Origin of the sequence: Aureimonas psammosilenae, assembly GCF_009176975.1 — a bacterium.
In the GTDB taxonomy this organism is placed as follows: Bacteria; Pseudomonadota; Alphaproteobacteria; order Rhizobiales; family Rhizobiaceae; genus Plantimonas; species Plantimonas psammosilenae.
The window spans coordinates 346,436-371,897 of record NZ_WEZG01000003.1 but is presented as its reverse complement, the minus strand read 5'-3'; the positions used below and the strand labels follow the sequence as shown (position 1 = coordinate 371,897).

Annotated in this window: 30 protein-coding genes; 16 read left to right on the top strand and 14 right to left on the bottom strand. The window is 63.7% G+C overall.

Translation table 11 applies throughout. The features are described 5' to 3' along the window. Positions 1–15 precede the first annotated feature (15 nt). From flaF to F9929_RS08430, 11 genes are all read left to right on the top strand, one after another. Complete coding sequence (gene flaF / locus F9929_RS08480; protein ID WP_152046118.1) at positions 16–363, top strand: flagellar biosynthesis regulator FlaF; 348 nt, start codon at positions 16–18, stop codon at positions 361–363. Between the two features lie 2 nt (positions 364–365). After that, positions 366–821: a flagellar biosynthesis repressor FlbT gene (gene flbT, locus F9929_RS08475; RefSeq protein WP_152046117.1), complete on the top strand. Its 456-nt coding sequence runs from the start codon at positions 366–368 to the stop codon at positions 819–821. Beyond that, a complete protein-coding gene (flgD, locus tag F9929_RS08470; RefSeq protein WP_152046116.1) occupies positions 818–1,243 on the top strand; it encodes a flagellar hook assembly protein FlgD in 426 nt (141 codons plus the stop codon). The genes flbT and flgD overlap by 4 nt, the downstream gene beginning before the upstream one ends. A 4-nt stretch (positions 1,244–1,247) precedes the next feature. Then, a complete protein-coding gene (fliQ, locus tag F9929_RS08465) occupies positions 1,248–1,514 on the top strand; it encodes a flagellar biosynthesis protein FliQ (RefSeq protein ID WP_152046115.1) in 267 nt (88 codons plus the stop codon). 177 nt (positions 1,515–1,691) lie between these two features. Next, positions 1,692–3,779, top strand: a complete 2,088-nt coding sequence (gene flhA, locus F9929_RS08460) for a flagellar biosynthesis protein FlhA (RefSeq protein WP_152046114.1) — start codon at positions 1,692–1,694, stop codon at positions 3,777–3,779. Positions 3,780–3,792: 13 nt separating this feature from the next. After that, positions 3,793–4,542, top strand: a complete 750-nt coding sequence (locus F9929_RS08455; protein WP_152046113.1) for a flagellar biosynthetic protein FliR — start codon at positions 3,793–3,795, stop codon at positions 4,540–4,542. After that, positions 4,539–4,946: a hypothetical protein gene (locus F9929_RS08450; protein WP_152046112.1), complete on the top strand. Its 408-nt coding sequence runs from the start codon at positions 4,539–4,541 to the stop codon at positions 4,944–4,946. Before F9929_RS08455 ends, F9929_RS08450 begins: the two co-directional genes overlap by 4 nt. A gap of 46 nt (positions 4,947–4,992) precedes the next feature. Then, the gene (locus F9929_RS08445; RefSeq protein ID WP_152046111.1) at positions 4,993–5,391 is read left to right on the top strand and encodes a rod-binding protein; all 399 of its coding nucleotides are present in this window, start codon (positions 4,993–4,995) and stop codon (positions 5,389–5,391) included. A 39-nt stretch (positions 5,392–5,430) separates the two neighbouring features. Continuing rightward, positions 5,431–5,802, top strand: coding sequence for a flagellar protein FlgN (locus tag F9929_RS08440; RefSeq protein WP_152046110.1), 372 nt, complete (start codon positions 5,431–5,433; stop codon positions 5,800–5,802). Beyond that, positions 5,799–6,269 carry a hypothetical protein gene (locus F9929_RS08435; protein ID WP_152046109.1) on the top strand — a complete coding sequence of 157 codons (471 nt, stop codon included), beginning with the start codon at positions 5,799–5,801 and terminating at the stop codon, positions 6,267–6,269. The genes F9929_RS08440 and F9929_RS08435 overlap by 4 nt, the downstream gene beginning before the upstream one ends. A 108-nt stretch (positions 6,270–6,377) precedes the next feature. Then, a complete protein-coding gene (locus F9929_RS08430) occupies positions 6,378–8,615 on the top strand; it encodes a DUF1217 domain-containing protein (protein WP_152046108.1) in 2,238 nt (745 codons plus the stop codon). Between the two features lie 52 nt (positions 8,616–8,667). Here the strand turns inward: F9929_RS08430 and F9929_RS08425 are convergent, their stop codons facing one another. Continuing rightward, positions 8,668–9,060 carry a PilZ domain-containing protein gene (locus tag F9929_RS08425; protein ID WP_152046107.1) on the bottom strand — a complete coding sequence of 131 codons (393 nt, stop codon included), beginning with the start codon at positions 9,058–9,060 and terminating at the stop codon, positions 8,668–8,670. A 339-nt stretch (positions 9,061–9,399) separates the two neighbouring features. On the opposite strand from F9929_RS08425, the gene F9929_RS08420 reads away from it, so the two are divergent. Then, positions 9,400–9,822 carry a hypothetical protein gene (locus F9929_RS08420; protein WP_152046106.1) on the top strand — a complete coding sequence of 141 codons (423 nt, stop codon included), beginning with the start codon at positions 9,400–9,402 and terminating at the stop codon, positions 9,820–9,822. 3 nt (positions 9,823–9,825) lie between these two features. On the opposite strand, the gene F9929_RS08415 is transcribed toward F9929_RS08420, so the two are convergent. The 3 genes from F9929_RS08415 to F9929_RS08405 all read right to left on the bottom strand — a co-directional run bounded on the left by F9929_RS08415 (position 9,826) and on the right by F9929_RS08405 (position 13,696). Beyond that, positions 9,826–10,137 (bottom strand): polyhydroxyalkanoic acid system family protein, encoded by a 312-nt coding sequence (locus F9929_RS08415; RefSeq protein ID WP_152046105.1) that lies wholly within the window; start codon positions 10,135–10,137, stop codon positions 9,826–9,828. Between the two features lie 125 nt (positions 10,138–10,262). Beyond that, a complete protein-coding gene (locus F9929_RS08410) occupies positions 10,263–11,621 on the bottom strand; it encodes a DEAD/DEAH box helicase (protein WP_152046104.1) in 1,359 nt (452 codons plus the stop codon). A gap of 263 nt (positions 11,622–11,884) precedes the next feature. After that, on the bottom strand, positions 11,885–13,696 hold the full coding sequence (locus F9929_RS08405) for an ATP-binding cassette domain-containing protein (protein ID WP_152046103.1): 1,812 nt from the start codon (positions 13,694–13,696) through the stop codon (positions 11,885–11,887). 104 nt (positions 13,697–13,800) lie between these two features. Between F9929_RS08405 and F9929_RS08400 the strand changes: the two genes are divergently transcribed. Together F9929_RS08400 and F9929_RS08395 are read left to right on the top strand one after the other, a co-directional pair. Further along, positions 13,801–14,085 (top strand): ribbon-helix-helix domain-containing protein, encoded by a 285-nt coding sequence (locus F9929_RS08400; RefSeq protein WP_193227660.1) that lies wholly within the window; start codon positions 13,801–13,803, stop codon positions 14,083–14,085. Beyond that, positions 14,082–14,384, top strand: a complete 303-nt coding sequence (locus F9929_RS08395; protein ID WP_152046102.1) for a type II toxin-antitoxin system RelE/ParE family toxin — start codon at positions 14,082–14,084, stop codon at positions 14,382–14,384. The genes F9929_RS08400 and F9929_RS08395 overlap by 4 nt, the downstream gene beginning before the upstream one ends. Before the next feature lie 3 nt (positions 14,385–14,387). Here F9929_RS08395 and F9929_RS08390 read toward each other — a convergent pair whose 3' ends face one another. The 4 genes from F9929_RS08390 to F9929_RS08375 all read right to left on the bottom strand — a co-directional run bounded on the left by F9929_RS08390 (position 14,388) and on the right by F9929_RS08375 (position 20,870). Then, the gene (locus tag F9929_RS08390; protein WP_235919115.1) at positions 14,388–17,540 is read right to left on the bottom strand and encodes an efflux RND transporter permease subunit; all 3,153 of its coding nucleotides are present in this window, start codon (positions 17,538–17,540) and stop codon (positions 14,388–14,390) included. Continuing rightward, on the bottom strand, positions 17,537–18,844 hold the full coding sequence (locus F9929_RS08385) for an efflux RND transporter periplasmic adaptor subunit (RefSeq protein ID WP_152046101.1): 1,308 nt from the start codon (positions 18,842–18,844) through the stop codon (positions 17,537–17,539). The genes F9929_RS08390 and F9929_RS08385 overlap by 4 nt, the downstream gene beginning before the upstream one ends. A gap of 181 nt (positions 18,845–19,025) precedes the next feature. Next, positions 19,026–20,543 (bottom strand): PRC-barrel domain-containing protein, encoded by a 1,518-nt coding sequence (locus F9929_RS08380; protein WP_152046100.1) that lies wholly within the window; start codon positions 20,541–20,543, stop codon positions 19,026–19,028. 150 nt (positions 20,544–20,693) lie between these two features. Beyond that, the gene (locus tag F9929_RS08375) at positions 20,694–20,870 is read right to left on the bottom strand and encodes a DUF1328 domain-containing protein (protein WP_152046099.1); all 177 of its coding nucleotides are present in this window, start codon (positions 20,868–20,870) and stop codon (positions 20,694–20,696) included. A gap of 168 nt (positions 20,871–21,038) precedes the next feature. Here F9929_RS08375 and F9929_RS08370 point away from each other — a divergent pair, with 168 nt between their 5' ends. Continuing rightward, complete coding sequence (locus F9929_RS08370) at positions 21,039–21,995, top strand: diacylglycerol/lipid kinase family protein (RefSeq protein ID WP_152046098.1); 957 nt, start codon at positions 21,039–21,041, stop codon at positions 21,993–21,995. Between the two features lie 9 nt (positions 21,996–22,004). Here the strand turns inward: F9929_RS08370 and F9929_RS08365 are convergent, their stop codons facing one another. The 6 genes from F9929_RS08365 to F9929_RS08340 form a co-directional block, all read right to left on the bottom strand. Beyond that, positions 22,005–22,322 (bottom strand): hypothetical protein, encoded by a 318-nt coding sequence (locus F9929_RS08365; RefSeq protein WP_152046097.1) that lies wholly within the window; start codon positions 22,320–22,322, stop codon positions 22,005–22,007. A 30-nt stretch (positions 22,323–22,352) separates the two neighbouring features. Continuing rightward, entirely contained in the window at positions 22,353–22,625 is a 273-nt protein-coding gene (locus tag F9929_RS08360) for a hypothetical protein (RefSeq protein ID WP_152046096.1), read from the bottom strand. 87 nt (positions 22,626–22,712) lie between these two features. Further along, on the bottom strand, positions 22,713–23,150 hold the full coding sequence (locus tag F9929_RS08355; protein ID WP_152046095.1) for a phage holin family protein: 438 nt from the start codon (positions 23,148–23,150) through the stop codon (positions 22,713–22,715). Continuing rightward, complete coding sequence (locus F9929_RS08350; protein ID WP_152046094.1) at positions 23,150–23,497, bottom strand: DUF883 family protein; 348 nt, start codon at positions 23,495–23,497, stop codon at positions 23,150–23,152. The genes F9929_RS08355 and F9929_RS08350 overlap by 1 nt, the downstream gene beginning before the upstream one ends. Positions 23,498–23,610: 113 nt before the next feature. Beyond that, complete coding sequence (locus F9929_RS08345) at positions 23,611–24,162, bottom strand: sigma-70 family RNA polymerase sigma factor (RefSeq protein ID WP_152046093.1); 552 nt, start codon at positions 24,160–24,162, stop codon at positions 23,611–23,613. Positions 24,163–24,170: 8 nt separating this feature from the next. Then, positions 24,171–24,389, bottom strand: a complete 219-nt coding sequence (locus F9929_RS08340) for a NepR family anti-sigma factor (protein WP_193227659.1) — start codon at positions 24,387–24,389, stop codon at positions 24,171–24,173. A gap of 273 nt (positions 24,390–24,662) precedes the next feature. On the opposite strand from F9929_RS08340, the gene F9929_RS08335 reads away from it, so the two are divergent. Next, on the top strand, positions 24,663–25,457 hold the full coding sequence (locus tag F9929_RS08335) for a response regulator (RefSeq protein ID WP_152046092.1): 795 nt from the start codon (positions 24,663–24,665) through the stop codon (positions 25,455–25,457). The last annotated feature ends 5 nt before the right edge of the window (positions 25,458–25,462 follow it).

Sequence of the window (25,462 nt, the reverse complement as noted above, 5' to 3'; positions counted from 1 at the left end):
CAGCAAGGAAACGGCATGTACCAATTCTCGTATTCCGAGATCAGGCAGGACAGCGGCTCGGATGCCCGCGAGCGCGAGCGCGAAGCGCTCGACCGCGCCATCGAGCTCATGGAAAAGGCGGAAGAGGCCGGCACCCATTCCAAGGAATCCGTCGAGGCGATCTACGCCACGCGCACCCTCTGGGGCATCCTGGTGGAAGACCTCGCGAACCCTGAGAATTCGCTGCCCGACGAGCTCCGCGCTTCGCTGATCTCGATCGGCCTCTGGGTGATGCGCGAGGCGGAAGCCATTCGCCTGGGCAAGACACAGAGCTTCCAGGGCATCATCGACGTGACGTCCATGATCCGAGAGGGATTGGAGTAGACATGGGCACGCTGAAGCTTTCGCTTCGTCCCGGCGAGCGCATCTTCGTGAACGGCGCGGTGATGCGCGTCGATCGCAAGGTCTCGCTCGAGCTTCTGAACGACGCGACCTTCCTTCTGGAAAGCCACGTCATGCAGGCGGCGGACGCGACGACCCCCCTGCGCCAGCTCTACTTCCTCGTCCAGATGATGCTGATCGCGCCGGAATCGGGCGCCGAGGCGACCGACGCCTTCCGCAAGACCTATCCGCTTCTCATGGCGGCCTTCTCCAACCCGGCCGTGCGCGATGGGCTGATGGATGTCGCCGAGCAGATCGAACGCAGCCGGCCATACGAGGCGCTGCGCACGCTTCGCGGCCTCATCCCGGTGGAAGACGCGATCCTGGAAGGCCGAAACGCTTCGGCGAGCGAGCGCCGTTCCGGCAATGCCGGTCCGCGCTTGATGGAGGCAAGGGCATGAGCACTGTCGACACGGTAGGAAACGCCACTGCCGCCGCATCGAGCGCGACGGCCACGACCACCACGACGAAGAAGACCGACGCGGAAAAGGCGGCCCTCGACTACAACGCCTTTCTTCAGCTTCTCGTCGCCCAGATGAAGAACCAAGACCCGCTGAACCCGTCCGATCCGACCGAACAGCTCAGCCAGCTCGCGTCCTTCTCCAATGTCGAGCAATCGATCAAGCTGAACGATAAGCTCAGCACGATCATGACGACATCGATGCTCGGCCAGGCGGACGGCGTGATCGGCCGCACGGTCACCGATTCCGACGGCACCACGAAGGGCGTGGTCAAGTCGGTCTCGCTGAAGGACGGCGTGGCCACCGCCACGTTGGATACGGGCAAGACGGTCGTTCTCGGCAACGGCATCAAGGTGGAGTGAGGCCATGAACGAAGCCGACGCCATCGACATCGTGCAGTCCGCCATCTGGACGGTCGTGATCGCCTCCGGGCCGGCCGTGATCGGTGCGATGCTGGTCGGCATCGTCATCGCTCTCTTCCAGGCGCTGACCCAGATCCAGGAAGTGACCTTGACCTTCGTGCCGAAGATCATCGCGATCTTCGTCATCATCGCCTTCACCGCCTCCTTCACGGGCGCGCAGGTCTACGCCTTCACGCAGGAAAGCTTCTCGCGCATCGAGCACGGCTTCTAGCCGACATCGCTTTTCGCGTGTCCATTCGAACCGCGTCCGGCCTCCGCCGGGCGCGGTTCTTCGCATTTCCAGCCCGGCTCAAGGCTTTGCGTGGAAAAGGAAGGGCATCCGGCGGGCATGACGTTCGTCGGACGAACCGCCTTTCTCGAGGGAGCATGATGCTCCCGGGAGCGCCCGATGGCCGTCGTCGACAGCGTCAAACTCAGCCCGCCCGCCGCCAGTCGCCGCGATATCGGTTTCGCGCTCGGCATCATCTTCATCATGGCGGTGCTGTTCGTTCCGATTCCGCCCTTCATCATCGACTTCGGGCTGGTGATCTCCATCGCCCTGTCGGTGCTGATCCTGATGGTCGCCCTGTGGATCGAGAAGCCGCTGGACTTCTCGTCCTTCCCGACCGTGCTCCTGATCGCCACCATGCTGCGTTTGTCGCTGAACATCGCGACGACCCGCGTGATCCTGTCCCACGGCAACGAGGGGCACGACGCGGCCGGCCACGTCATCGGCGGCTTCTCGCAATTCGTGATGGGCGGCGACTTCGTGATCGGCCTCGTGGTCTTCGCGATCCTCATCACCGTCAACTTCCTCGTCATCACCAAGGGCGCGACCAGAATCGCCGAAGTCGGCGCCCGCTTCACCCTCGACGCTATCCCCGGCAAGCAGATGGCCATCGACGCCGACCTGTCGGCCGGTCTCATCGACGAGCGCCAGGCGCAAGCGCGCCGCCGCGAGCTTGAAGAAGAAAGCTCCTTCTTCGGCTCCATGGACGGTGCCTCGAAATTCGTGCGCGGCGACGCCATCGCCGGCCTCATCATCACCGCCGTCAACATCTTCGGCGGCATCATCATCGGCGTCACCCGCCACGGCATGGACGCCGCGACCGCCGCCGACGTGTTCGTGAAGCTCTCGGTCGGCGACGGTCTCGTGACGCAGATCCCGGCGCTGATCGTGTCGCTCGCCGCGGGCCTCCTCGTGTCCAAGGGCGGCACGAGGGGCGCGGCCGAAAAGGCGATCATCTCGCAGCTCGGCTATTACCCGCGCGCCATGATGGTCGCGGCGGCCCTGATGCTCGTCCTGTCGCTTCTGCCGGGCCTGCCGATGCTGCCCTTCCTTCTCGCCGCGATCGGCCTCGGCTTCGTCGGCTATACGGTGCCGCGCCAGCGCGCCGCCGCCGAACGGGCCGTCGCCGAAGAGCAAAAGCTGATCGAGGCGGCCAAGGTCGAGACCGAGCGCCAGTCGGTGAAGGAGTCGTTGCGCATCGTCGAGGTCGAGCTGGTTCTCGGCAAGCAGATGGCCGCCCATCTCGCCTTCGCCCGCGATGAGCTCGGCAATCGCGTCGGCAAGATGCGCCGCCGCTTCGCCTCGCGCTACGGTTTCGTGGTGCCTGAAATCAAGCTGTCCGACGACCTGTCGGTGGATTCCAAGTCCTACGAGATCAAGGTCCATGGCACGACGGTGGCGAGCCAGTCGCTGCGGCTCGGCGAACTCCTGATCGTGCTGGGCGACAGCCCCGTTCCCGATATCCCGCACGATCTGACCAAGGAGCCGGCCTTCGGCCTGCGCGCCGCCTGGATTTCCGAAACCTTCGCGTCGGCCGCGCGCCGCGCCGGCTTCGAGCCGGTGGACACGCTTTCGATCATCCTGACGCATCTGTCGGAGGTCATCCGCAACAATCTGGCGCATCTTCTGTCCTACAAGGACATGCGCTCGCTGCTCGACCGGCTGGAGCCCGAATACAAGCGGCTGATCGACGAGATCGTGCCCGCCCATATGAGCCATAGCGGCCTTCAGGCAGTGTTGAAGCTCCTGCTCGCCGAGCGCGTCTCGATCCGCAACCTGACGCTGATCCTGGAAGCTATTGCCGAGATCGCGCCCCATGTGCGCCGGTCGGAGAAGATCGTGGAGCATGTGCGCATGCGCATGGCGCAGCAGATCTGCGGTGATCTTCTGCATAAAGGTCAGCTCGGCGTCCTAAGGCTCGGGAATCGCTGGGATCTCGCCTTCCACCAAGCCTTGAAGCGCGACGCGAAGGGTGATGTCATCGAGTTCGATATCGATCCGCGCCTCGTGGAACAGTTCGCCGGCGAAGCCACCAAGGTCATCCGCGAAAAGACCGACCAGGGCGAGAACTTCGTGCTCGTCGCTTCGCCCGACGCGCGCCCCTATGTGCGGATGATGATCGAGCGCATCTTCGTGAACCTGCCGGTGCTGTCGCATCTGGAGATCGCGCGCGGCGTCGACATCAAGCCCCTCGGCGCCATCTCGTAAGGGCCTCAAGCCGGTGAACGCCGACACCACCGCGACGATCCTGTCGCTGTTCCTGATCTTCTGCCGCGTCGGCGCGTGCCTGATGCTGCTGCCGGGCTATTCCTCGTCGCGCATTCCGGTGCAGGTTCGGTTGTTCGTGGCGGTCGCCGCTTCCATGGTGATCGCGCCGGGCATCATGCCGGACCTGAAGGCAATCATGCTGGGGGCGGGCGACGACCTGCGCCTGCAATATGTCGTGACCGAACTTCTGAACGGCATGCTGATCGGTCTTCTCGGCCGCTTCTTCATGCTGGCGCTGCAGTTCTCCGGCACCTTCGTCGCCAACGCCATCGGCATGGGGCAGGCCTTCGGCGTGTCCATCGACGACCAGGAACCGGCCATCGCCTCGCTGATCACGCTGACGGCGACCGTGATGATCTTCACCCTGAACCTCCACGCGGAAGTTCTGCGCGCGCTCGTCGCTTCCTATGGCGCGATGCCTGTCGCGGCGGGCTTCGGGCCGCGGGCCAGCCTCGTTTCGCTGACCGACAATCTGGACGAGACCTTCACGCTTTGTCTGCGGATCGCCAGCCCCTTCGTGATCTACGCGGTGATCGTCAACTTCGCGATCGGCTTGATGAACAAGATGACGCCGCAGATCCCCGTCTACTTCATCTCCATGCCATTCGTGATCGCCGGCGGCATGGTGCTTCTGGGCTTCGCCGTCGGTGACTTCCTGCGCATCTTCGTCGGCACCTTCCAGACCTGGGTCTTCAACGGATGAGCACGGAGCGCGACCGGGCCGAGCGGCTGAAGCGGCTTCTGGATGTGCAGGCGCGCAAGCGACGCCTTGCCGAATGGCGTCTGGCCGAACTCGTCCGGGAAGAAGCGGAACTGAAGGCGACGAGCGCGGAAATTCTGGAAAGCCTCGGCACCCAGTCTCTCCTCAACGGTCTGTTTCTCGAAGGCCGCGCTTCGGCCCTGCGCCGCAACGAGGCGAAGATCGTCCTCAACGTCCAGAACCGCGAGGCGACCGGCAAGGCGCTCGTGGAAGCGCAGCGCATCGAGAAACGCATGGAGCGGGCGGTGGCCGAGGCCGATCTGATCGCGCTGCGCCGGGAAGAGCGCGACGATCTGGATCTCGCCCTCGACGACTATCTCGCCGCCACCGGCGCAAGCCTGGAATAAGACGGTCCGGCTAAATCTCGGTGCATATACAGCGGACGGACGAGAGATGACGATCAAGCCGATCGGAGCCCCGGAGGGGGCGGCCCGCGCTCAAGGCAGCACCGCCGTCGAACGCGCCCTGCCGTTCAACGCCGTTTCGCGCGGGTCCCGAAGCGGCGAGCTGACGCCCGCCCAGAAGTTCGAAAGCTTCGTGATGCAGAGCTTCGTGGAGCCGATGCTGCCCAAGGCCGATTCCAGCTATTTCGGCGAAGGCACGGCAGGCTCGATCTGGCGCTCCATGCTGGCCGAACATATCGGCGCGGAAATGGCGGCGGCCGGCGGGATCGGCATCGCCAAGATGGTGGAAGAGCGCAACGCTTCCATCCTGGCGCATTCGACCGAGGCCCTCGCCAAGGATGCCGCGGTCGCCACCGGCGCAGCCCATTCCAAACCCGGCACGCTCTGAAGCGCCGAGTTTCCCGTTCAACCGCGATCATCGCGACATTTGAGAGAGTTCAACACGGTGGAAGCGGTTCTCATCCAGGCCATCAACCGGCTCGAAGGCATTCTCGCTGGCGAAACCGAGGCGCTGCGCTCCGGTCGCCGCATCGACCTGTCCGAGGTCACCAATTGCAAGAACCAGAGCCTTCTGGAAATGACGCGCATCTCGCGCGGTCTCGACCCTTCCGCCGTGACGCCTGTTCTGAGAGAGCGCCTCGGCACGCTGAAGAGCCGGCTGGAAGAAAATAGCCGCGTCCTGTCGCTTCACATGGAAGCGGCCTCCGAGATTTCCGGCATCATCGCGCAGAGCCTCAAGGACGCCGAGTCCGACGGCACCTATGGCTCCTCGGTCAACGGCGTGAAGAGCGGCAGATGATCAAGACCCTCGCCATCGGCCTCTGGGTCTGCGTCGCCTCGCTCGGTGCCAGCTACGTCGCGGCCTCCATGCAGGGGCCGGCGGTCGAGGAGAAGCACGAGCCGACCTATTTCAACGGTCTCGACTGGCGCAAGACTGAAAGCATCACGGTGCCGATCCTCACCAAGGACCGGATCGCCGGCTATGTGCTTGCCCGCTTCGTCTACACGATCGACGGCGAGATCGCGAACAAGCTCGCGGTGCCGCCGGATGCCTTCGTCATGAACGACGCCTTCACGGCCGTCTACCAGACCTCGGATTTCGATTTCCAGAATCCGCAGAAATACGACCTCGACGGCCTCAAGACGAAGATCAAGGACAGCGTCAACAAGCGCTACGATCAGGAACTCATCCACGAGGTCCTGGTGGAGCAGTTCGACTTCCTGCCGAAAGACGACATGTCGCCGAAAACGGCTTCCGCCAACTGAACCCGACTTCGGCGGGACCGGAACCGTTAGGATTTCGCTCACGACGATTCGGTAGGATTCTCGAAAGCGACGCGCAGGCGCGTCCTTGCCTCTGGACGCATCGACGCAATGGTTTCGACCCTTCTCGGCTACAAGCTCTACGCTTCGAACATGTCGAAGACCCTGGAGCGTTTGGAAAATTCCACTGCGGTCAAGAAAGAGGCGGCCTACTACAACGAGAACATCGGCAAGGTTAAGACGGTCGACGACCTTCTCGACAACTACCGTCTTTATTCCTACGCCATGAAGGCCTACGGGCTGGAGGATCAGATGTCCTCCAAGGGCCTGATCCGCAAGGTGCTGGAAAGCGATCTGAAAAGTTCGAGCTCCTTCGCCAACCAGTTGGCCGACAAGAAGTATCGCACCTTCGCCGCCGCCTTCAACTTCGGCACGAACGCGGCAAGCGAGACCAAGGTCGTCCAGAACTCCACGCAGACCGAGTCCATGGTGGATTCCTATAACGACCGCCGCGTGCGCCAGGGCGTCGTGGCCGCGCAGAAGACGAACTACTACCAAGCCAATATCGGCTCGGTGAAGACGGTCGACGATCTCCTGAACAATACGGCCCTTTACGAAGTCGTCCTGCGCTCGATCGGAGCCGATCCGGAAACGACTTCGAAGGACTTCGCGCGTCAGGCGCTGACGAATACGCTGCCGAACGGGACGACGACGACGAACCCGATCGGTTGGATGAAGATCCACGAATTGTTCAACTTCGACCAAAATGGCGATGTTATTCCTGTCGCCGGGACAACGAACGTACTATTCGCGCAGGATCCGTCTGATAAAAGCCAGTTGATTTATAACTACAATGTGGCGACCGGGAACAATAACAATCCAGCCGCCGCCGCATTCAATACCGATTTCTTCAAGCTGCAAACAGCGGCGGGGCGCATCGGCGATGTGGATGATCTCTTGGATAATCCTCGTTTGTTCGAATACGTCGCTACCGCTTTCGGTTTCGATCCGACGATTGAGACTCCGGACTACTTCAAGAAAATCCTGTCCAGTGATTCCACGGCCTGGGCTTCCGACACCTACCTGAACATGATGGCGAACCCGAACGTACCGACCAGCCGCAAAGAACAATTCACAAATCTCCGCGCTGCTTTCAATTTCGATAAGGACGGGAATGCAATTAGTGGAGGTATGCAAACAGCCGATCAGCAACAAAAACTGGAAGCGGCCTACTTCCGCAATTACACGGTTATCGCGATATCGAAGGACTCGAAGCAGACGAGCAGCTTCAAGTTCTTGATGGACAACATCAATTCCGTCACCGACCTTCTGACCAAGGACCCGGCTTTCGGAAACGACGCGATCAACTACGCCTTGAAGGCCTTCGACATCGACCCGAAGGAAACGTCGCTCTTTCAGGTCCGTCGCGTTCTCACCAGCGACGTTTCCGACCCGAACAGCTACGTGAACAAGCTGAAGGACGAGCGCTTCGTGAAGCTCGCCAACGCCTTCAACTTCGATTCCGAGGGCAAGGCGGCGCCGCAGCGGCTCGTGCAATCCACGAGCGCTCAAACGACGACCGGTGTCAAATACAAGGAAAGCTTCGGCGAGAACCTGTCGAAAGCCAAACAGGAACTGATCAAGACGGATACGAAGGCCTATCTCGAAGCGATTCCGAAGCTCACTTCGCTGGATGCCCTTCTGAAAGACACCAAGACCCTCAACTACGCCCTGAAGGCTTATGGGCTCGACGACAACAAGCTCTCGACGGCCGATCTCAAGAAGATTCTGACGAGCGACCTCTCCGACAAGAAAAGCTTCGCTTATACGGGCGCGGAGGACGGCTCCTACGTGAAGTTCGCGCAGGCCTTCAGCTTCACGACCTCGGGCACGGTCAGCCGCGAGGCATTTGGCTCGCAGTCCGGGGCGGCGAAGCTGACGACCGCCAACAAATTCCTGCTCCAGACCCTGGAAACCAAGGCTGGCGACGAGGGACAGGAGGGCGTGCGCCTTGCGCTCTATTTCCGCCGCACAGCGTCCGACCTGACGTCCATGACGTCGATCCTCGCCGACAAAGCGGCATTGAAGGTCGTGATGACCGCGTTCAGCCTGCCCACCGGCTTTTCGCAGCTCGATACCGACAAGCAGGTCTCGATTCTGGAGAAGAAGTTCAAGCTGGAAGACTTCAAGGATTCCAAGAAGCTCGACAAGTTCATCAGCCGCTTCTCGGCGATGTACGACATGGCCAATGGCGACACGTCCAACGCGAGCTCGCCCGTGCTTCAACTGATGAGCGGCGCGTCCTCGTCGACGTCAGGGGCGGGAAATTCGCTTCTCGCCCTGCTTTGAACTTGGTTCAGGGCCGGACGGACGGGCATGGTCGCTCGTCCGCCATGACGGGTCAGTCGCCGACGGCGTAATAAGGGCCGCTCAGTCGCCGGCGCGTGGCGTCGTCCGCCGGCTTGCCGTCGCCCTCGACATCGATGCCGATTTCGGAGTCCCGGCTCCAGGCGATCCGGCCGGACAAGAGGATGCCTTCGTTCTCATCGAACACGGCGACCTTATCGTCCCCGTTCTCGATAGGACCGAAGCAGCGCACGCGCAGGCCATTCGAGGACCGGTCGAGGATGGTGCAATCCGCCAGGAAACGCTGGTCTTCCCCGACGACCTTTCCGGGCCTCAGGCGCGTGCGGTTGCGCCGTTCCCTCCGCCGTTCGGCGAGGGGGCTTCGAGAAGGGGAGGTGAAGAATTTACGCCAGTCGATCACAGGTCCGGCCTGTCGGTTGCTCCGCATATAGATAGCCTAGAACATAAGATCGGTTGCTAAAACGCGCCTGCTTTCGCCCGTCAGGGTTAACGCTGGATCACCATGGCTGGTGTGATTTGACGAAACGCTAACCCTGACCTGCGGAAGATTTCGGGCCAATCGAGCCTGAACGGCGGGCGTTAACCACGCGGGCGGCAATCTGCGGGGGTCTCGAAGCTCCCGGTCGCACCGATGCCTGTTCCGTCCAACATTCAACGATCTTCGGTCCGAACCGGACGCGACGATGCTTCTCGGACCGTCTTCGGTCGCCGACCGGCGGAGGCGTCGATCGCGCCGCGAGCCATCGAGGCCACGCGGACCTCCGGCTTGGAGCGGATCTTTCTCGGGCTGGTGACGGCGACCTCGCTTTCCTTCTGCATCGGTGTGGTCGGCGTGACACTTCACGACCCCGATTATTTCAATCGCAAACTTCTGGCGTCCATCGAACTCAACGATCTCGATCCGATCGAAACCGGCGCGACGCCTGCGCCGGAAGGAGAGGGGAAAGGCGCGGCGATCGCCAGCCTTCCGGTGCCGGTTCTCGTGCGCGCACACCCGCCGACGCCGCAGGATTATCAGATCATCATGGTGTTCGAGAACGAGGCGATCCTGGCGACGAGCGAGGAACTTCTGCGCGTCAAGGTCGGCTCGGTTCTGCCGGGTCTCGGCGCGATCCGCGAGATCACCCCGAACGACAATGGCGGGGCGGTGGTCGCGGAAAACGCCACGCTGAAGAGCGTCGTGAAGTAGCGTCTACTTCTTTTCGAGAAGCGCCTGACCTTCGGTCGCGATGCGGCCACGGATTTTGTTCGCGATGGCCGCAAGGAAGCCGGGCAGGTCGAGTTCCACATGGACATGGTCGTCGAGAACGTCGAGGCGGCCGACGACGTTCTGCCCGAGCATCCCGGCGCGAAAGTCCAGGCGGTCGCCTTCCCACTTGTCCTCGAACTTCAGCATTCCTCCGACCGCCTGATCGCGGAGCCGGCCGAAGCCTTCCGTGATGCGCTGGAGCGCGGCATCGCGGCTCAGCTTGTGCGGAATGTCGATCTTGATCGTCTCGGCCATCGGTCGGCGGGCGCTCCGGAGTTCGTCCCTCGGGATATGGCCCTCTCGGGTTCCGCCCGCAACGGCAGGCGAAAAGGAAAGGGCCGGATCGCATGTCCGATCCGGCCCTTCCGTTTATCGAAGTATCAGGCGAAGGCGGGCTTCGCCTTCGGTGCGCCGTTCCGGGCCGGCCGGCGGCGTCCGCGATTGCGGTTGTCGGCGTTCTCGCCGGCGGGCTTGGCGGAGCGCGGCGGCGGATTGGGGCCGCGCGACTGGCGCCCGGGATGGGCGCGGGCGCCCGGCTGCGGGCCGCGACCGGAGCGCGGCGGACGGTTGTCGCGCCGTTCTTCGTGGGCGGCGCCTTCCGGCACCGGAATGTCGCTGACCTTCAGATCGAAGCTCTGGCCGGTGAGCTTCTCGATGGCCTTCAGCTTCGCCCGCTCGGACGGATCGACCAGCGCCACCGCGACGCCCGACTTGCCGGCACGGGCTGTGCGGCCGATGCGGTGGACGTAGCTTTCCGGCTCTTCCGGCAGGTCGAAGTTCACCACATGGCTGATGTCGTCGACATGGATGCCGCGCGCCACGATATCGGTGGCGACGAGCACGCGCATCTGCCCGGAATGGAAGGCGGACAACGCCTTCTGCCGCGCGCCCTGGCTCTTGTTGCCATGGATCGCGGCGGACTGGATGCCGGCCTTTTCGAGGTCTTCCGACAAGCGGTTTGCGCCGTGTTTGGTGCGGGTGAAGACCACGACCTTGTCGACGCCCGGCTCCGCCAGATGGCGGATGAGCCAGAGCTTCTTGGCCTTCTGCGGCACGAGCCAGGCGCTCTGCTCGATCTTTTCGACCGTGACCACTTCAGGCGTGACTTCCACGCGCACCGGCTCGCGCAGGATCTTGGCCGCGAGCGAGGCGACGTTCTGCGGCATGGTCGCGGAGAACAGCAGCGACTGGCGCTTCTGCGGCACCGCCTTCACGATGCGGTTCACGTCGCGGATGAAGCCCATGTCGAGCATGCGGTCGGCTTCGTCGAGAACGAGAAAGCGCACCGCGCCAAGCTCGATCGAGCCTTGTTCCATATGGTCCAGAAGGCGGCCGGGCGTGGCCACCACGATCTCGACGCCGCGCTGCAGCGCTTCGGCCTGCGGCCGCGCGCTGACGCCGCCGAAGACGGTGGTGTATTTCAGCTTGGTGCGGTCGGAGAGCTTCTTCACCGAGTCGGCGATCTGGATCGCAAGTTCGCGGGTGGGCGCGAGGATCACGGCCAGCGGACGCCGGGGTTCGGCGCGAAGGCCACCCTTCAGCATGGCGTCGAGAAGGGGCAGGGCAAAGGCGGCCGTCTTGCCGGTGCCGGTCTGTGCGATGCCGAGAACGTCGCGCCCTTCGAGCTGCGGCGGGATCGCCTGCGCCTGGATCGGCGTCGGCGTCACAAGCTCGGCGCGCTCAAGAGCGGCGAGAAGGACGTCGGCGAGACCGAGGTCCTTGAACAGAATTTGGGTCAAGATATGCTTTCGGAACTGGCGGGCAGCATGGCCCGCACGAATGTCCGGACACCCTCGCGCTCGGGGCGGATCGGAACGGGCCGTGCCGGACTTCGAGAAGTCCGAGGGCGCTCTCAGAAGCGTTCCAGTCTGTTCGAATGGTTCGAACGGAAGGCGAGAGCGCAGCGCGCCACGGCGTGACACGCTGCATATCGACGTTTATCCCCTCGCGGTCAAGCGGCACCGGCGCCGCCCGTGGCGAGCCATGCATTCCGCGCGCTGCTTCAGCCTTGAAGTTCCGATTGAAGCATTTCGAGTTCGAGCCATTCGTCCTCGGCCTTGGAAAGCGCTGTCCTGTCCTTTTCCAGAATCTTCACCAACTCGTCGAAGCGCTTCGGATTCTTGGAGAAAAGGGCAGGGTCGGCCATCTCGCCTTCGTTCTTGGCGATCGCCTTTTCGAGCTTGGCGATTTCCTTCGGCAGGTTCTCCAGTGCGAACTTCTGCTTGAAGGACAGCTTGGTTGCAGGCCCCTGCGCCTTCGGCGCGGAGCCGGAGCCCTGCGCCTTTGCCGGAGCCTCGTCGCGCCGGCGACGATCCGGCTCGGCCCCGCGCCGCTGAGCCAGCATGTCGGCATAGCCACCGGCATATTCGATCCATTGGCCGTCGCCTTCCGGCGCGACGGTCATCGTCACGGTGCGGTCGAGGAAGTCGCGGTCGTGGCTGACGAGAAGCACGGTGCCGGGATAGTTGGCGACGAGTTCTTCGAGAAGGTCCAGCGTTTCCATGTCGAGGTCGTTGGTGGGCTCGTCCAGCACCAGGAGGTTGGCGGGCGTCGCCAGCGTCTTGGCGAGCAGCAAACGCGCTCGCTCGCCGCCCGACAGCATGCCGACCGGCGTCCTGATCTGCTCGGGCGAGAACAGGAAGTCCTTCAGATATCCGACCACATGGCGAAGCTCGCCGTTGACCATTACCTGATCGCCGCGCCCGTCCGTGAGGTTGTCGGTCACGGAAGCGTCGTCGCGCAGGGCCGCGCGCTTCTGGTCGAGAAAGGCGAGGTCGAGATTGGTGCCCTGGCGGATGCGGCCGCTATCGGGCTGCAACTCGCCGATCAGCATCTTCAAAAGCGTCGTCTTGCCCGCGCCGTTCGGCCCGACAAGGCCGACGCGGTCGCCGCGCAAAATGCGGGTCGAGAAGTTCTCCACCAGCCGGCGGCCGTCATAGGCCTTGGAAACCTCCTCGGCCTCGATCACCAGCTTGCCGCTTTCGCGCGTTTCGCCGGCCTTCATCACGACATTGCCCTGCGCGCGCCGCGCATCGCGCCGTTCCTGGCGCAAGGTGTGCAGCCCTTCCAGCCGGCGCTGGTTGCGGGTGCGGCGGGCGGACACGCCGTAGCGCAGCCAATGCTCTTCGCGTTCGATCTTTGCGGACAGCTTCTGGAGGTCCCGTTCCTCCTCGTCCAGCACCTTGTCGCGCCAGCGCTCGAAAGAGCCGAAACCCTCATCCAGACGCCTGACGCCGCCGCGGTCCAGCCAGACGGTGGCGTTGGTCGTCTTCTGCAGGAAACGCCGGTCGTGGCTGATGACGACCACCGCGCTTTTCAGCGAGGCGACTTCGCTTTCCAGCCATTCGATCGTCGGCAGGTCGAGATGGTTGGTCGGCTCGTCCAGAAGGAGGATATCCGGTTCGGGCGCCAGAACGCGGGCGAGCGCCGCGCGCCGTGCCTCGCCGCCGGACAGATCCGCCGGCCGCGCGTCTCCCTTCAACCCCAAGGCTTCGATGCAAAGCGCGACCCGATAATGGTCGTCGGCCGGCCCGAGACCTGCCGCCACATAGGCTTCCACGCTCGGCGCGTCGCCGAAATCGGGCTCCTGCGCGAGATAGCGGATGGTCGCCGTCGGCTTGCGGAACACCTCGCCGCGATCGGCTTCCACGATGCCGGCTGCGATCTTCAGAAGCGTCGACTTGCCGGAGCCGTTGCGCCCGACAAGCGCGATACGGTCGCCGGGCAGGACGTTCAATTCGACGCCGGACAGAAGCGGCGTTCCGCCGAAGGTCAGTCGGACGTCATCGAGACGAAGCAGAGGAGGGGGTGCCATGCGCCGCTTCTAGCCGATGATGCGTTGGATCGGAACCATGTTCGTCTTGTCGATGCCCGAAGCCGATGCCATCTTCGGCCCCAGGAATCGACAAGGACTTCGCCATGACGAAACTGGATGTCGAGATGCCGGATGCGTTGATGGAATGGGTCGCGTCGCGCGTCGAAACCGGCCGCTATGTGGATGCGGGCGACTATGTTCGCGATCTGATTCGACGTGAACAGGCACGCTCATCCGAAGATGGACTGTGGACGGCGGAAGTCCAGCGTTTGATCGCGGAAGGGGAGGCCGATATCGCGGCTGGGCGCGTGCACGATATCGAAGAAGTCTTCGAAGAGGCCGAGGCGGCTATCCGCGAGGTCGAGCGGCGGCAGGTCGCGGCGGAATGAAGGTCGTCTTCTCGACGGCTGCCAAACGGGACGTCGTCAGGATCGCTCGCTACATCGCCCTCGAAAGCCCGATGCAATCTCGTGCCGTCGTTGCCCAGATCCATCGACGCATATACGAACTCGAGCAGTTTCCAAGATCCTGTCCGACGATCGCCGGCGTCGCCGACACGGCATTGCGGAAGCTGACGGTCGGCAGCTTCAATGTCCTTTACGCTGTTCGAGGCGACCGGGTGGAAGTCTCCCGTGTCCTTCATGGAGCCCGCGATATCGCGCGTATTTTGGCCGACATGAAAGACTGAGTTTCACTCCGCCGGTGCCGGCCGGCCTCCAAGTTCCGCTTCCGCGATGTCTCGGTGAAGCGCGGCGGTGCGCTCGGAATTGGGTTTCGAGAAGCGGCCGAGAAGAAGATAGGCGACCGGCGTCACGTAGAGCGTGGAGAAGGTCGCAAGGCCGAGGCCGCCGACGATGACGTAACCGAGCGCCACGCGCGCTTCCGCCCCCGCGCCCGTCGCGAAGATGAGCGGCACGCCCCCGACCACGGTCGCGATCATGGTCATCATCACCGGGCGGAGGCGGATCAGGGCGGCCTTCTCCACCGCTTCGCGCAGTTCCATCCCTTCCTCGCGAAGCTGGTTGGCAAATTCCACGACGAGGATGCCGTTCTTGGCCATGATGCCGACAAGGAGAACGAGGCCGATCTGGCTGTAGAGGTTGAGGCTGACGCCGAAGAAGGCGAGGGCGAAGATGGCGCAGGCGATTCCGAGCGGCACGGTGGCGATGATGATGAGCGCGGAAACGAAGCTTTCGAACTGCGCCGCCAGAACGAGCACGATGACGACGATGGCGAAGCCGAACACCACGGCGAGGCCGTTGGATGTTTCCTGAAGGGTCGCGGCCTCGGCGAGGGGGATGAGGCGCATGGAGTCCGGCAGCACCGTTCGGGCGAGCGTCTGCGCATCCGCCCAGCCTTGCGCGATGGCATAGCCTTCGGGAAGCTGCGCGGTGAGCGTCACCGCACGCGAGCGGTTCTCGCGGTTCAGCGAGGGCGCGATCGGCTTTTCCTCGACCTTGGCGATGGAACTCATGGGCACGAGCCGACCGTCCGAGGTCTTCAGGAAGATGTTGGCGAGATCGCCCGGATCGTTGATCGGCCGGCTGGTCGCCACGATGCGGATCGGCACCGACTTGTCGTCCAGAAAGGTGCGTCCCGTTTCGCGCCCGTCCAGAAGTGCCTGCATGGCTTCCGACAACCCGTCGATGTCGATGCCGAGATCGGATGCCCGCTCGCGGTCGATCACGACGGAAAGCTGCGGTTGCGCGGATTCCACGGCAAGCTGCACACGGCTCCACCGACCGTCCCTTTCCATCGCCGATTTCAGGCGCGCGGCCGCGTCCGCGATCTCGTCGAAGTTCTGGCCGGCGACGGCGAATTGCAGGCCTTGCCCGCCGCCGCGAATGCCGAGCGAGTTCGGCTGGACGGCCACGGCGCGCACGCCCGCGATGCCCGCAAGCTGGCGGTTCACTTCCGAGGCGATGGCCTGCTGAGAGCGCTCGCGCACGCCCCAATCGGCGAGCGACATCACCACGAAGCCGGTATTGGCGGCGCCGCGCCCAACCGTGGCGTAGACGCTTCTCGCCTCGCCGCTTTCGAGATATGGCGCGAGGATCTCCTCGATCCGCCGCATCTGCGCGGCCGTGTAGTCGATATTCGCGCTTTGCGGGGCCGCGATGCGTAAGAGAACCGCGCCGCGATCCTCGGTCGGCGTCAGTTCCTGCGGCAGGGTCTGGAAAGTGAGATAGGCCGCGTAGGAAAAGATCGCCGCTGCCGCCACGACCAGAAGCGGAAAGGCGAGGCAGGCGCGGATCGTCACCGCATAGAAGCCGCTCAAGGCGACCCCGATCCGGCGAATGCCGCGCGAGAAAAAGCCCGGAGCGCGCTCGTCTTCCTTCGGCTTGACGAAATGGGCCGCGAGCATCGGACAAAGGGTGAGCGCCACGAAGGCCGAGATCACCACCGCGACGGCGAGAACATAACCGAACTCGCGGAACAATCCGCCTGCCGCTCCCGGCAGAAAGGAGATCGGCACGAACACGGCCGCGAGCGTCGCCGTCGTGGAGATCACCGCGAAGAACACTTCGCGCGTGCCGAGTACCGCCGCCGCGCTCGGACGCGCACCCATGTCGCGCCGCCGGACGATGTTTTCGAGAACGATGATCGCGTCGTCCACCACCATGCCGGTCGCGAGAACCAGGGCAAGGAGGGTGAGGATGTTGATCGAAAAGCCGGCGAGATAAACGAAGGTGATGACGCCGATCAGCGCGATCGGCATGGTGACGGCCGGGATCAGCGTGGCGCGAAGGTTCAGAAGGAAAACGAAGATCACCGCGATCACGATGATCACCGCATAGATCAGCGACAGTTCGACCTCGTGGATCGCGCCGTTGATGAAGACGGCGTTGTCGCTGGTCACCGAGACCTTCACCCCGTTCGGCAGCGTCCCGTTCAACCGGTCCACCTCGGCGCGGATGCGCTCCGAGATTTCCAGCGTCGAGGAGCCCGCCTGCCGCACCACGCCGAGACCGATGCCCGTTTGCCCGTTGACGCGCTGCTGCGAAGCGGCCTCGTCGGGGCCGAAGCGCACGGAAGCGACGTCGCGAAGGCGCGTGCGGTCGTTCAACGCGATGGCCTCGAAGGCTGCCGGCGTCGTGACATTGGCGTCGGTTCTGACGATCAGGTCCTGCGTCGGCGAGGCGAGTGACCCGGCCGGCACGTCCAGCGCCACGTTGCGTAAGGAATTGGCGAGATCGGCCACGGTGAGGCCGCTCGTGGCCAGCCGGTCGGGGTCGATATCGATATAAACGATCCGCTCGCGCTCGCCGGAAAGCTGAATGTCCGCCACCCCTTGCACTGCGGCGAGCTGGTCGGAGATGCGATCCTCGACCAGCGTCGTCAGGTCCTCGATGGGCATTCCCGGCGCGAGGACGGCGAGGCGCATGATCGGATCGGCGTCGGCGTCGGCTTTCACGATCTGCGGCTCGTCCGCTTCGTCGGGCAAGGTATTGGCCAAGCGGCTGACGGCGTCTCGCACATCGCTCGCCGCGACGTTGAGGTCGGTCGAGTCGGTGAACTCGATGGTCACCCGGCTGCGGCCGAAGGACGACGAGGACGAGATCGACGCGATACCCGAAACGCGGGCGACGGCGCTTTCCACCTCGCTGGTGATCTGCCGGTCGATCGTTTCGGGCGCCGCGCCCTCGAAGGCGATGGTCACGCTGATCACGGGCCGATCGACATTCGGCAATTCGCGCACCTCGACCGCGTTCAACGCGGCAAGGCCGGCGACGACGATCAGAAGGTTCAGGACGATGGTGAGAACCGGCCGGCGGATGAACAGGCTGGTGAAAGCGGTGAGGCCATCCGCCTTTCCGCGCATGTGTGGGGGGACGGCGCTCATCGCGTGCCGGTCTCGCCGACGGCCTCGGCGGACCTGCGAACCTCGCCGGATCGCGTTTCCGCGCGCTTGCCGGCCTCAGCGGGTGCGGCGCTTTCGGCCGCCGGCACCCCATCCTCGCCGAGCGGGGGAGCCGGAACCTGCGGCACGCCGCGAATCTCCACCGATCCGCCTTCCCGCACCGACTGCACGCCTTCCACCACCACGACATCGCCGAGCGCCAGCGCGTCGGACTGGAGAAGCAGGCTGTCGATGTTCCGCTCGGCGATCCGCACCGGCGCCTTCTCGACCTTGTTGTTCACGACCTTCCAGACGAAGGCGCCGTCGCGCTCCCATTGCACTGCCAACGGATCGACGGCGAGCAGGCTTTCGCCCGGCAGCGTCATGGTGATGGTGAAGGACATCCCCGGCCGCAACTCGTCGGCGGCGTTGTCCAGAATGGCTTCGACGCGCAGGGTCCGGCTCGCCTCGTCCAAGCGGCTGTCGATCGCGCTGATCGTTCCCGCATAGGATTTCTCGGGGCGCGCGGTTGGAACGGCTTCCACCGGCGCGCCGAGCTTCAGGTCGCCGACATAGCCTTCCGGCGCGTGGAAGATGACGCGCAAGCGGCGGCGGTCGTCGATGGTGGCGATCGTCGTCGAACTCGAAACCAGATCGCCCGGATCGACGTTCACGATGCCGACATGCCCGTCGAGCGGCGCGACGACGGTGCGCTTACCGAGCGCGACCTCGGCGGCGCGAAGATCGAGCCGCGCATTGTCCCGCGCCCGCGCCATGTCGTTCGCCTCAACGGAGGTGACGGCCAGTGATTTCGCGAGCTGCTGGTAGCGCGTGAATTTTTCCTCCGCCGCGTCGAGCGCGATGCGGGCACGGTCCACCGCCAGACGCTCGGTATCGCTTTCGAGGATCGCGAGAGTGGCGCCGCCGGCGATCTCCTGACCGGACTGGAAGTTGACGCTTTCGATGAGTCCGGTCGTATCGGGATAGACCACCACGGAATGCTCGGCCTCGCCGGTGCCGATGGCGCGCATGACGGTGCGCGTGCTGGCTTCTCCGACGCGCCCGGCGACGATGATCGTGGCGCGTTGCCTATTGCCGCCGCCTTCGACTTTCGTCGCGCCGATCTTCGTCGGTTCCGGTTGCCCGGCGTCCGGCGCGATCTTCAACACCGCTCGGCGAAGGAAGCCTGCATCCTCGGGAAGGACGTTCAGAGCAAAACGGGCCGGCCGCGCATCGAACGCCATCCAGACCAGAACGCCGATCAGAAGTGCGCCGAAGGTGACGGAGATCTGTTTCAGAAAGGCCATGCTGTGTCGTAGCGCCCGGTCGTTGAACCGAACCTGAACCGGTTCGCCGAAAGCATGGAGGCTAGCATCGCTATCGGCCTCCCGCTGCTAAACTTCTCGTCAGTGCAATGGTTGGAGGATGACCCGAACGAAAAAAGCCCGCACAAGGCGGGCTTTCTCGGTCGCGTTCAGTGCGGCGTTTTTACTGTGCCGGCTGCGAACCTGTCTGTCCGGAAGCGTTGCCGGTCGGCGCAGGCGCGTTGCCCTGTTCGATCCGCATGCTGCTCCTGTTCTGGGCGTAGCTTTCGCGGTTAAACTCGGGCGCGTTCTTCAACTGGTCCTGCGAGAACTGCGTGTAGATGTTCACGTTGCCGTTGGAGTCCCGCATGAACTGCAGGTTGTCCATGGCGACCGCCACCGGCTTCGAGCCGATGCCGAGGAACCCGCCGACATCCACCACCACCGCATCGACGCGACCATCGGCGGTGAGGGCGATGTCGCCGACCTTACCGATGCTCTGATCGTTCGGGCCGTAGACGGAAACGCCGTTCAGGTTATCCGCCGTCAGTTCCGGGCCGGTGACCGGCGTCATGGACGAACGGTCGTTGTTGTTGGTGGAAGCGGTCGTGGACGGATCGGCGTTCATCATCCCGCCGGACGTCGTGTTCTGGGCCGAAGTCGTGGTATCGGTCGCCATGGCACCCGTGGCGGCAGCGCCGGTTGCCGCGCCCGTGCCGACGCCGGTCGCCGTGCTGGCGACGTTGGACGTGCCCTGCTCGCCGGTGTCGAAGGTCGGGGCATTGGTCAACTGTTCCTTCGTCGCCGCTAGCACCAGACGGGGATCGGAGTTGTCGCCGTTTTCCGCCTTCATCTGAAGCGACTGGAACGGCACGCCGACATTCTTCTCGCCGATGCCGAGGAAGCCACCGACGCCGACCAGAACGGCGGGGATTTCGCCGGTCTTGGTCAGAACCAGATCGTTGACCGAACCGACATTCTGGGCATCGTCGCCGGGGCCGGAATAAACGTTGGCGCCGATCACGTCCTCAGAGAGCTTCTGGTCGTTGCCGAGCGAGGCGAGATAGCCATTCTGGGTCCCCATCGTGGCGGAGCTTGCAGCCGGGCTTTGGCCCGCCGTGCCGGCGGCCATCCCGGAGGCGGCCATATCGGTGTTTGCGCCGGTCTGAGCGCCGGTGCCGGGCGTCATCGCGCCGTTGTTGGCCGCTTCCTGCGCCGTGTTGGACGTGAAGGCCGGCGCGCCCTGGAGATCGGTCAGGCTGGCCTTCAGCACCGCGCGCTGGTCGCCGTTCTCGGCATTGATCCAATCGATCCGGTCAGCCGGAACCGCAACGGTCTTGTTCTCCTCGAGACCGCTGGTGGCCACGACGACTGCTGCGACCTTGCCATCCTGGCCGATCACGAAGTTCTGGATCTCGCCGACATTGCGAGCATCCTGCGCGTTGGTCTCATAGAGATCCGTGCCGGTAAGGCGCGAAGCGAGATACTGGTCCGCTTCGAGCCGCTGTACATAGTCGATCGCCGCCGTGCTGGAAGCGGTGTCCGTCGTCATGGCACTTGTCGCTGCGGGATTGTCGTTCGTCATCGGGGCCGGCGAAGCGGCGCCCGGAGCGGCCGTCGTGGTCTGGCCGGGGGACTGCGCGAAAGCGCTCGTCGCCAGCATGCCGGCCAAAGCGGTCGTAGCAAGCAGGGTGCGGATCATTTCTTGTCCTCCTGGTTCGGTTGGACAAAGCCGGGCGGTAGGCGCCCGGCCTGCGTCCTTTCGTCTTTAGAAGGAGGCGATCCGTGTTCCGGTTCCTTGATCACGCAACGTTTTTGGCTGCAGGCGCCCTATGCGGCGGTAGTCTGGAAATCAAACAATCTTGAGCGTCAACCAGCCGAAAAGCACCGCCAGGAGGATCACGGCGAGCACGACGAAAATGAGGACTTTCGCGATGCCGGCGGAAGCGCCCGCCACGCCGCGAAATCCGAGAAGGCTCGCGATGGCGGCCACGATGAGCAGGATGAAAATCCACTTGATGAGATCCACGACGGTCTTCTCCGAACAAGCGCCGTTTTTCCGGCCCTTGCCGGTACGCGAGCGCGTCAACGGCGCAGAATCTAGAGCGCTCGCGCGGAAGACGAGCGGGCGGACCGCCTTGGCGTCAAACTTCCTGCACTAGATAGGCAACCAGTGAACTCGCCCGGATGCGCTTCCATGAAGATCCACGTCATCTTGAACGCCGACGGCGGCACCTTGCGAACGATGGATCTGGAGGAACTGCGCCAGACGATCGAAAGCGAGTTCGCGTTGCACGGCCACGAGATCGAGACGGAACTGCCCCACGGGTCCGAAATCGGCGAAGCGATCAAGAAGGCCGCCGCGCGTGACGATATCGACGTGCTTCTGGTCGGAGGAGGGGACGGGACCGTGTCCTCGGCGGCCGAAGCGCTGATGGGTCGCCCGATCGCGCTCGGCATCCTGCCGGCCGGCACGATGAACCTCTTCGCCCGCACCCTTCAAATTCCGCAGCAGCTTCCCGAAGCCATCGCCGCCCTTGCCGATGGCCGGATCGCGGATGTCGATATCGCGACGGTGAACGGCAAGCCCTTCGTCCACCAGTTCGCCGTGGGGATGCATGCCCGCATCGTGAGGATGCGCGACAAGCTGCATTACGGCTCGCGCTTCGGCAAGATGTTCGCTTCGACGCGCGCGATCATGACGACGTTGCGCAGAATGCCGATCGTGGAAGTCGAGGTGGGCATCGAAGGCGAGCGCAAGCTCCTGAAGACCCCTGCGCTGGCCGTCTCGAACAATCTTTATGGCGAAGGGCATCTGCCCTATGCCGACGATCCGCGCGGCGGCGAGCTCGGCATCTATATCTGCCGCACCACCGATCGGCTGGCCGTCGCGCGCCTGACCTTGTCGATCCTCTTCGGCTCGTGGCGCAACAGCCCATATCTCGCCGTATACACCGCGCAACGGATCGTCTTCGACTATCACCATCGTCGGCGGCAGAACCGAGCCGTGAGGGACGGGGAACTGGAGGAGGTGGCGACGCGGTCCGAAGTCGTGATCCACCCGAAGGCGCTCAAAGCCCTCGTACCTCGCGATGCGAGCTTCCTGTCGGATCGCAATATCGACGTTCAGGCCGTCGATGGCGAACTCGCCTGACCCGGTGGGTCAGGCTTTCGAGATGTCGTCGGTATCGCCTTCCACATGGTGGCGTCCCGTATAATCGTGGCCGCCTTCCGCCAGCATGGAAAGGGCATCCATGATGCGGACCTGAAGGGGGGCGTATTCCTCGTCCCCTTGTTCATGTTCGCTGTCCAGAATGCGCTGGCGAAGATCGGTCAGGCGGTTTTCACGCTCCGCCGGCGAGAGGCTCGCGTCGTTCAGCACATCGTCGATTTCCTGCTGCGTGACGGCCTGCTCCGCGCCGGCTTTCTGCTGAACGCGAAGGGTGCTTGCCGGATCGGCGGCGCGGTCGAAATCGGACATGGGCATGGAACTCCTCGGAAAACCCGGCTCTCAGTTCGCCGTGTCGCCGCTCGATGACGGGCCGGACGTTTGAGGTGTCACTACCGACCCGTTGGAGGCAGGCGGCGTGGCGGAGCTTTGCGACGGCGATGTCACGCCCGATCCCGTGCCGCCCTCGGGAAGTGTCTGGTCGGGCAGGACGCTGCCATAGATCGCCATGCCGATGCCGGCAATCACCGCCAGCACGAGAGCGATAATGAGAATGCGCAGAACCGGCGTGCCCTTGCGCCCCTGCCTTGCATCCTGCGGGTCCATTCTCGACATCTGCTTCTCCCGGTCGTTCTTGTTGCTGCCGAAAAAGGAAGGCCGCGCTTCTCGAACGAGAACCGCGGCCCGTTGGTTTTTATGAGCTTACCGATCCCTCAAGGCGGCGATCGCCTTGTAGAGTCCGAAGAAGCCGGCGATCGCGGCGGGAACGATGATGAACCCCCGCTTTCGCTGCATGAGGCGCATCAGTTGCGGGGCGTTCGCCATCGCGGTGACGCCTGCGATTGAGGCGATATCGCGTTGGAGACGGTCCTCATCCTTGTTGCGTGGCGGCTGACCGGAGATCCTCCCCAAAAGAAACGCCACCAGCGAGAGAACCAGAAACGCACCCGCGAAGATCAGCGCCGCGAGGATCGGACCGACAGCCCCGGCGATCCACGAGTAAAGGGCGATCAGGAGAAAGATCGCCATGACAAGGAGAAACACTCCCATGATCGCGTACCACACGACCATGTTCTTGAGCCGGGTGAAATAAAGCCCGGCTTCTCCCGTCAGAAGGCGCGTGATCAGCGCGAACGGCATCAGTGGAACAGACGGCCGTAGACGTAGCCGACCGCAGCCGCGATCAGGACATACTTGATCGGCTCGGCGCGGACGCGCTCGCTGACCTGTTCTTCCAGCTCGTTCGCCGTGTCCTGAGCCTGGCGCAGATAATGCTCGCCCTGGGCGCGAAGGTCGTCACGAAGCGCGAAGGCCTGCTGACGAGCATTGTCCCTGTGGTTGTTGGCAAGGCCCTTTAAAGCCTCCACCACCCCGGCGACATCCTCGCGAAGCTTGCCGATCTGCTGCTCCAGATCAGCCTGATCCGGGCGTTGCCCGTTCGCGGCGTTGTTTTCGAACTCGTTGTGCGAAGGTGCGTCGGACGGCATGGTTTTCCTCTACTGAACGCGGCCGCAGTGCGGCCAGCCGGCTGAACGGTTTCGGCGAAACCCGCCGTGTTCCCGGCGGGGAAATGGGGCATCTGCCCCGAGGTTCCAGTTCTTCACGCCGCCGGAGCGATGCCGATGATCTGGCTCGAAATGGAGTCCGGTCCGAACTCGCCGTCGCCCTCGATCCCGAGAACGTCGGCCAAGCGGGAACGGGCACGCGAAACGCGGCTCTTGATGGTGCCAACCGCGCATTTGCAGATTTCGGCCGCTTCCTCGTAGGAAAAGCCGGACGCGCCGATCAGGATCAGGGCCTCGCGCTGGTCGTCGGGGAGCTGGTCCAGCGCCTTGCGGAAATCCTGCAGGTCGAGGTGGCCCTGCTGCTCCGGATGGCCGGCGAGCTGCATGGCATGGATGCCGTCGACATCCTGCACCTCGCGGCCCTTCTTGCGCATCTGCGTGTAGAACTCGTTGCGCAGGATGGTGAAGAGCCACGCTTTCAGGTTGGTGCCGGGCTGGAACGTGTGCTGCTTGTCCCAAGCCTTCACCAACGTTTCCTGCACAAGGTCGTCGGCCCTGTCGAACGAGCCGGAAAGCGACGCGGCGAAGGCGCGGAGGTTGGGAATGATGGCGATCAGTTCCTTGCGGAACTCGATGTCCTGGGTCATGGGCCCTCCTATTCGCGGCCCGACTTCTTCGACGTCTGCTCTGCTTGGTCGAGAGCGTCGAGAAGGCTCAAAAAACGATCCGGAACAGGTTCGCTCGCAACATCGTCGTAGAATGCCTTGAGCTTCCTGCCGATCGCGGTGTTCACGCCCAAATCGGCAGCCGGAGTGCCTGATGGGCCTGCGTGGCTGGTTTGCACGGTACTGCCCTCGCGCTCACGATCTTCCATCAATTGCCTTGCGCCTGTGCCGGTCTGTCGCGCTTCCCCGGCTGTCGGCCGCGATCCGCACGATCTTCGTTGATGACATAGATGAGAGGGGGCTTCCCTTTCTCAAGATGCCATCGCCCCGCTTTCTTGGTCATGGTTGAGAAGATCGCTTCGACCGCCCGTTTTTAACTCTGACGCCTTTTTGTTGTGCCGAAGGGGCGGAGGCTATGGGAACTTCGCCGCGAGCACCTATCTTGGCCTGCAGTCCTCAGTATCGACGCGAGGGGAGAATTCATGTCGATGTCGTCCCGCATTGCCCCGCATATTCCGTATCTGCGCCGCTATGCACGAGCGCTCAGCGGTTCGCAGGCGAGCGGCGATGCCTATGTCGCAGCCGTGCTTGAAACGCTGATCGCCGATCCCAGCCTCTTCAAGAGCGACGAAAGCCCCAGAATCGCCCTCTACCGTCTGTTTTCCTCCCTTTGGCAGTCGATCGACGTCAATATTCGCGAGGACGCGCCCGTTTCGGCCTGGGAAGAGCGGACGTCCCGCAACCTCAAGGCCATCGCGCCGCTGCCGCGTCAGGCGTTTCTGCTGATCGCCGTGGAGGGTTTCACCGCTACAGAAGGTGCCGTGATCCTCGGTGTCGACGAGGCAGAGTTCTCGCGCCTGATCGACGAGGCGAGTTCCGACATCGGCCGTCAGGTCTCCACCGAGATCATGATCATCGAGGACGAGCCGCTGATCGCGATGGACATCGAGCAGATGGTGGAAAGCCTCGGCCACAAGGTCACGGGCATCGCCCGCACCCACAAGGAAGCGATCGCGCTTTTCGAGCAGGAGCGGCCGGGCATGGTGCTCGCCGATATCCAGCTTGCCGACGGCTCTTCCGGCATCGACGCGGTGAATGACATTCTGGCGCGCGTCAGCGTTCCCGTGATCTTCATCACTGCTTTTCCCGAGCGCCTGCTGACCGGCGAGCGGCCGGAGCCGACATTCCTTGTCACGAAGCCTTTCAACCCGGACATGGTCAAGGCGCTTATCAGTCAAGCCTTGTTCTTCGACAGCGAAAGTCGCGTCGCGGCATAAGGCGC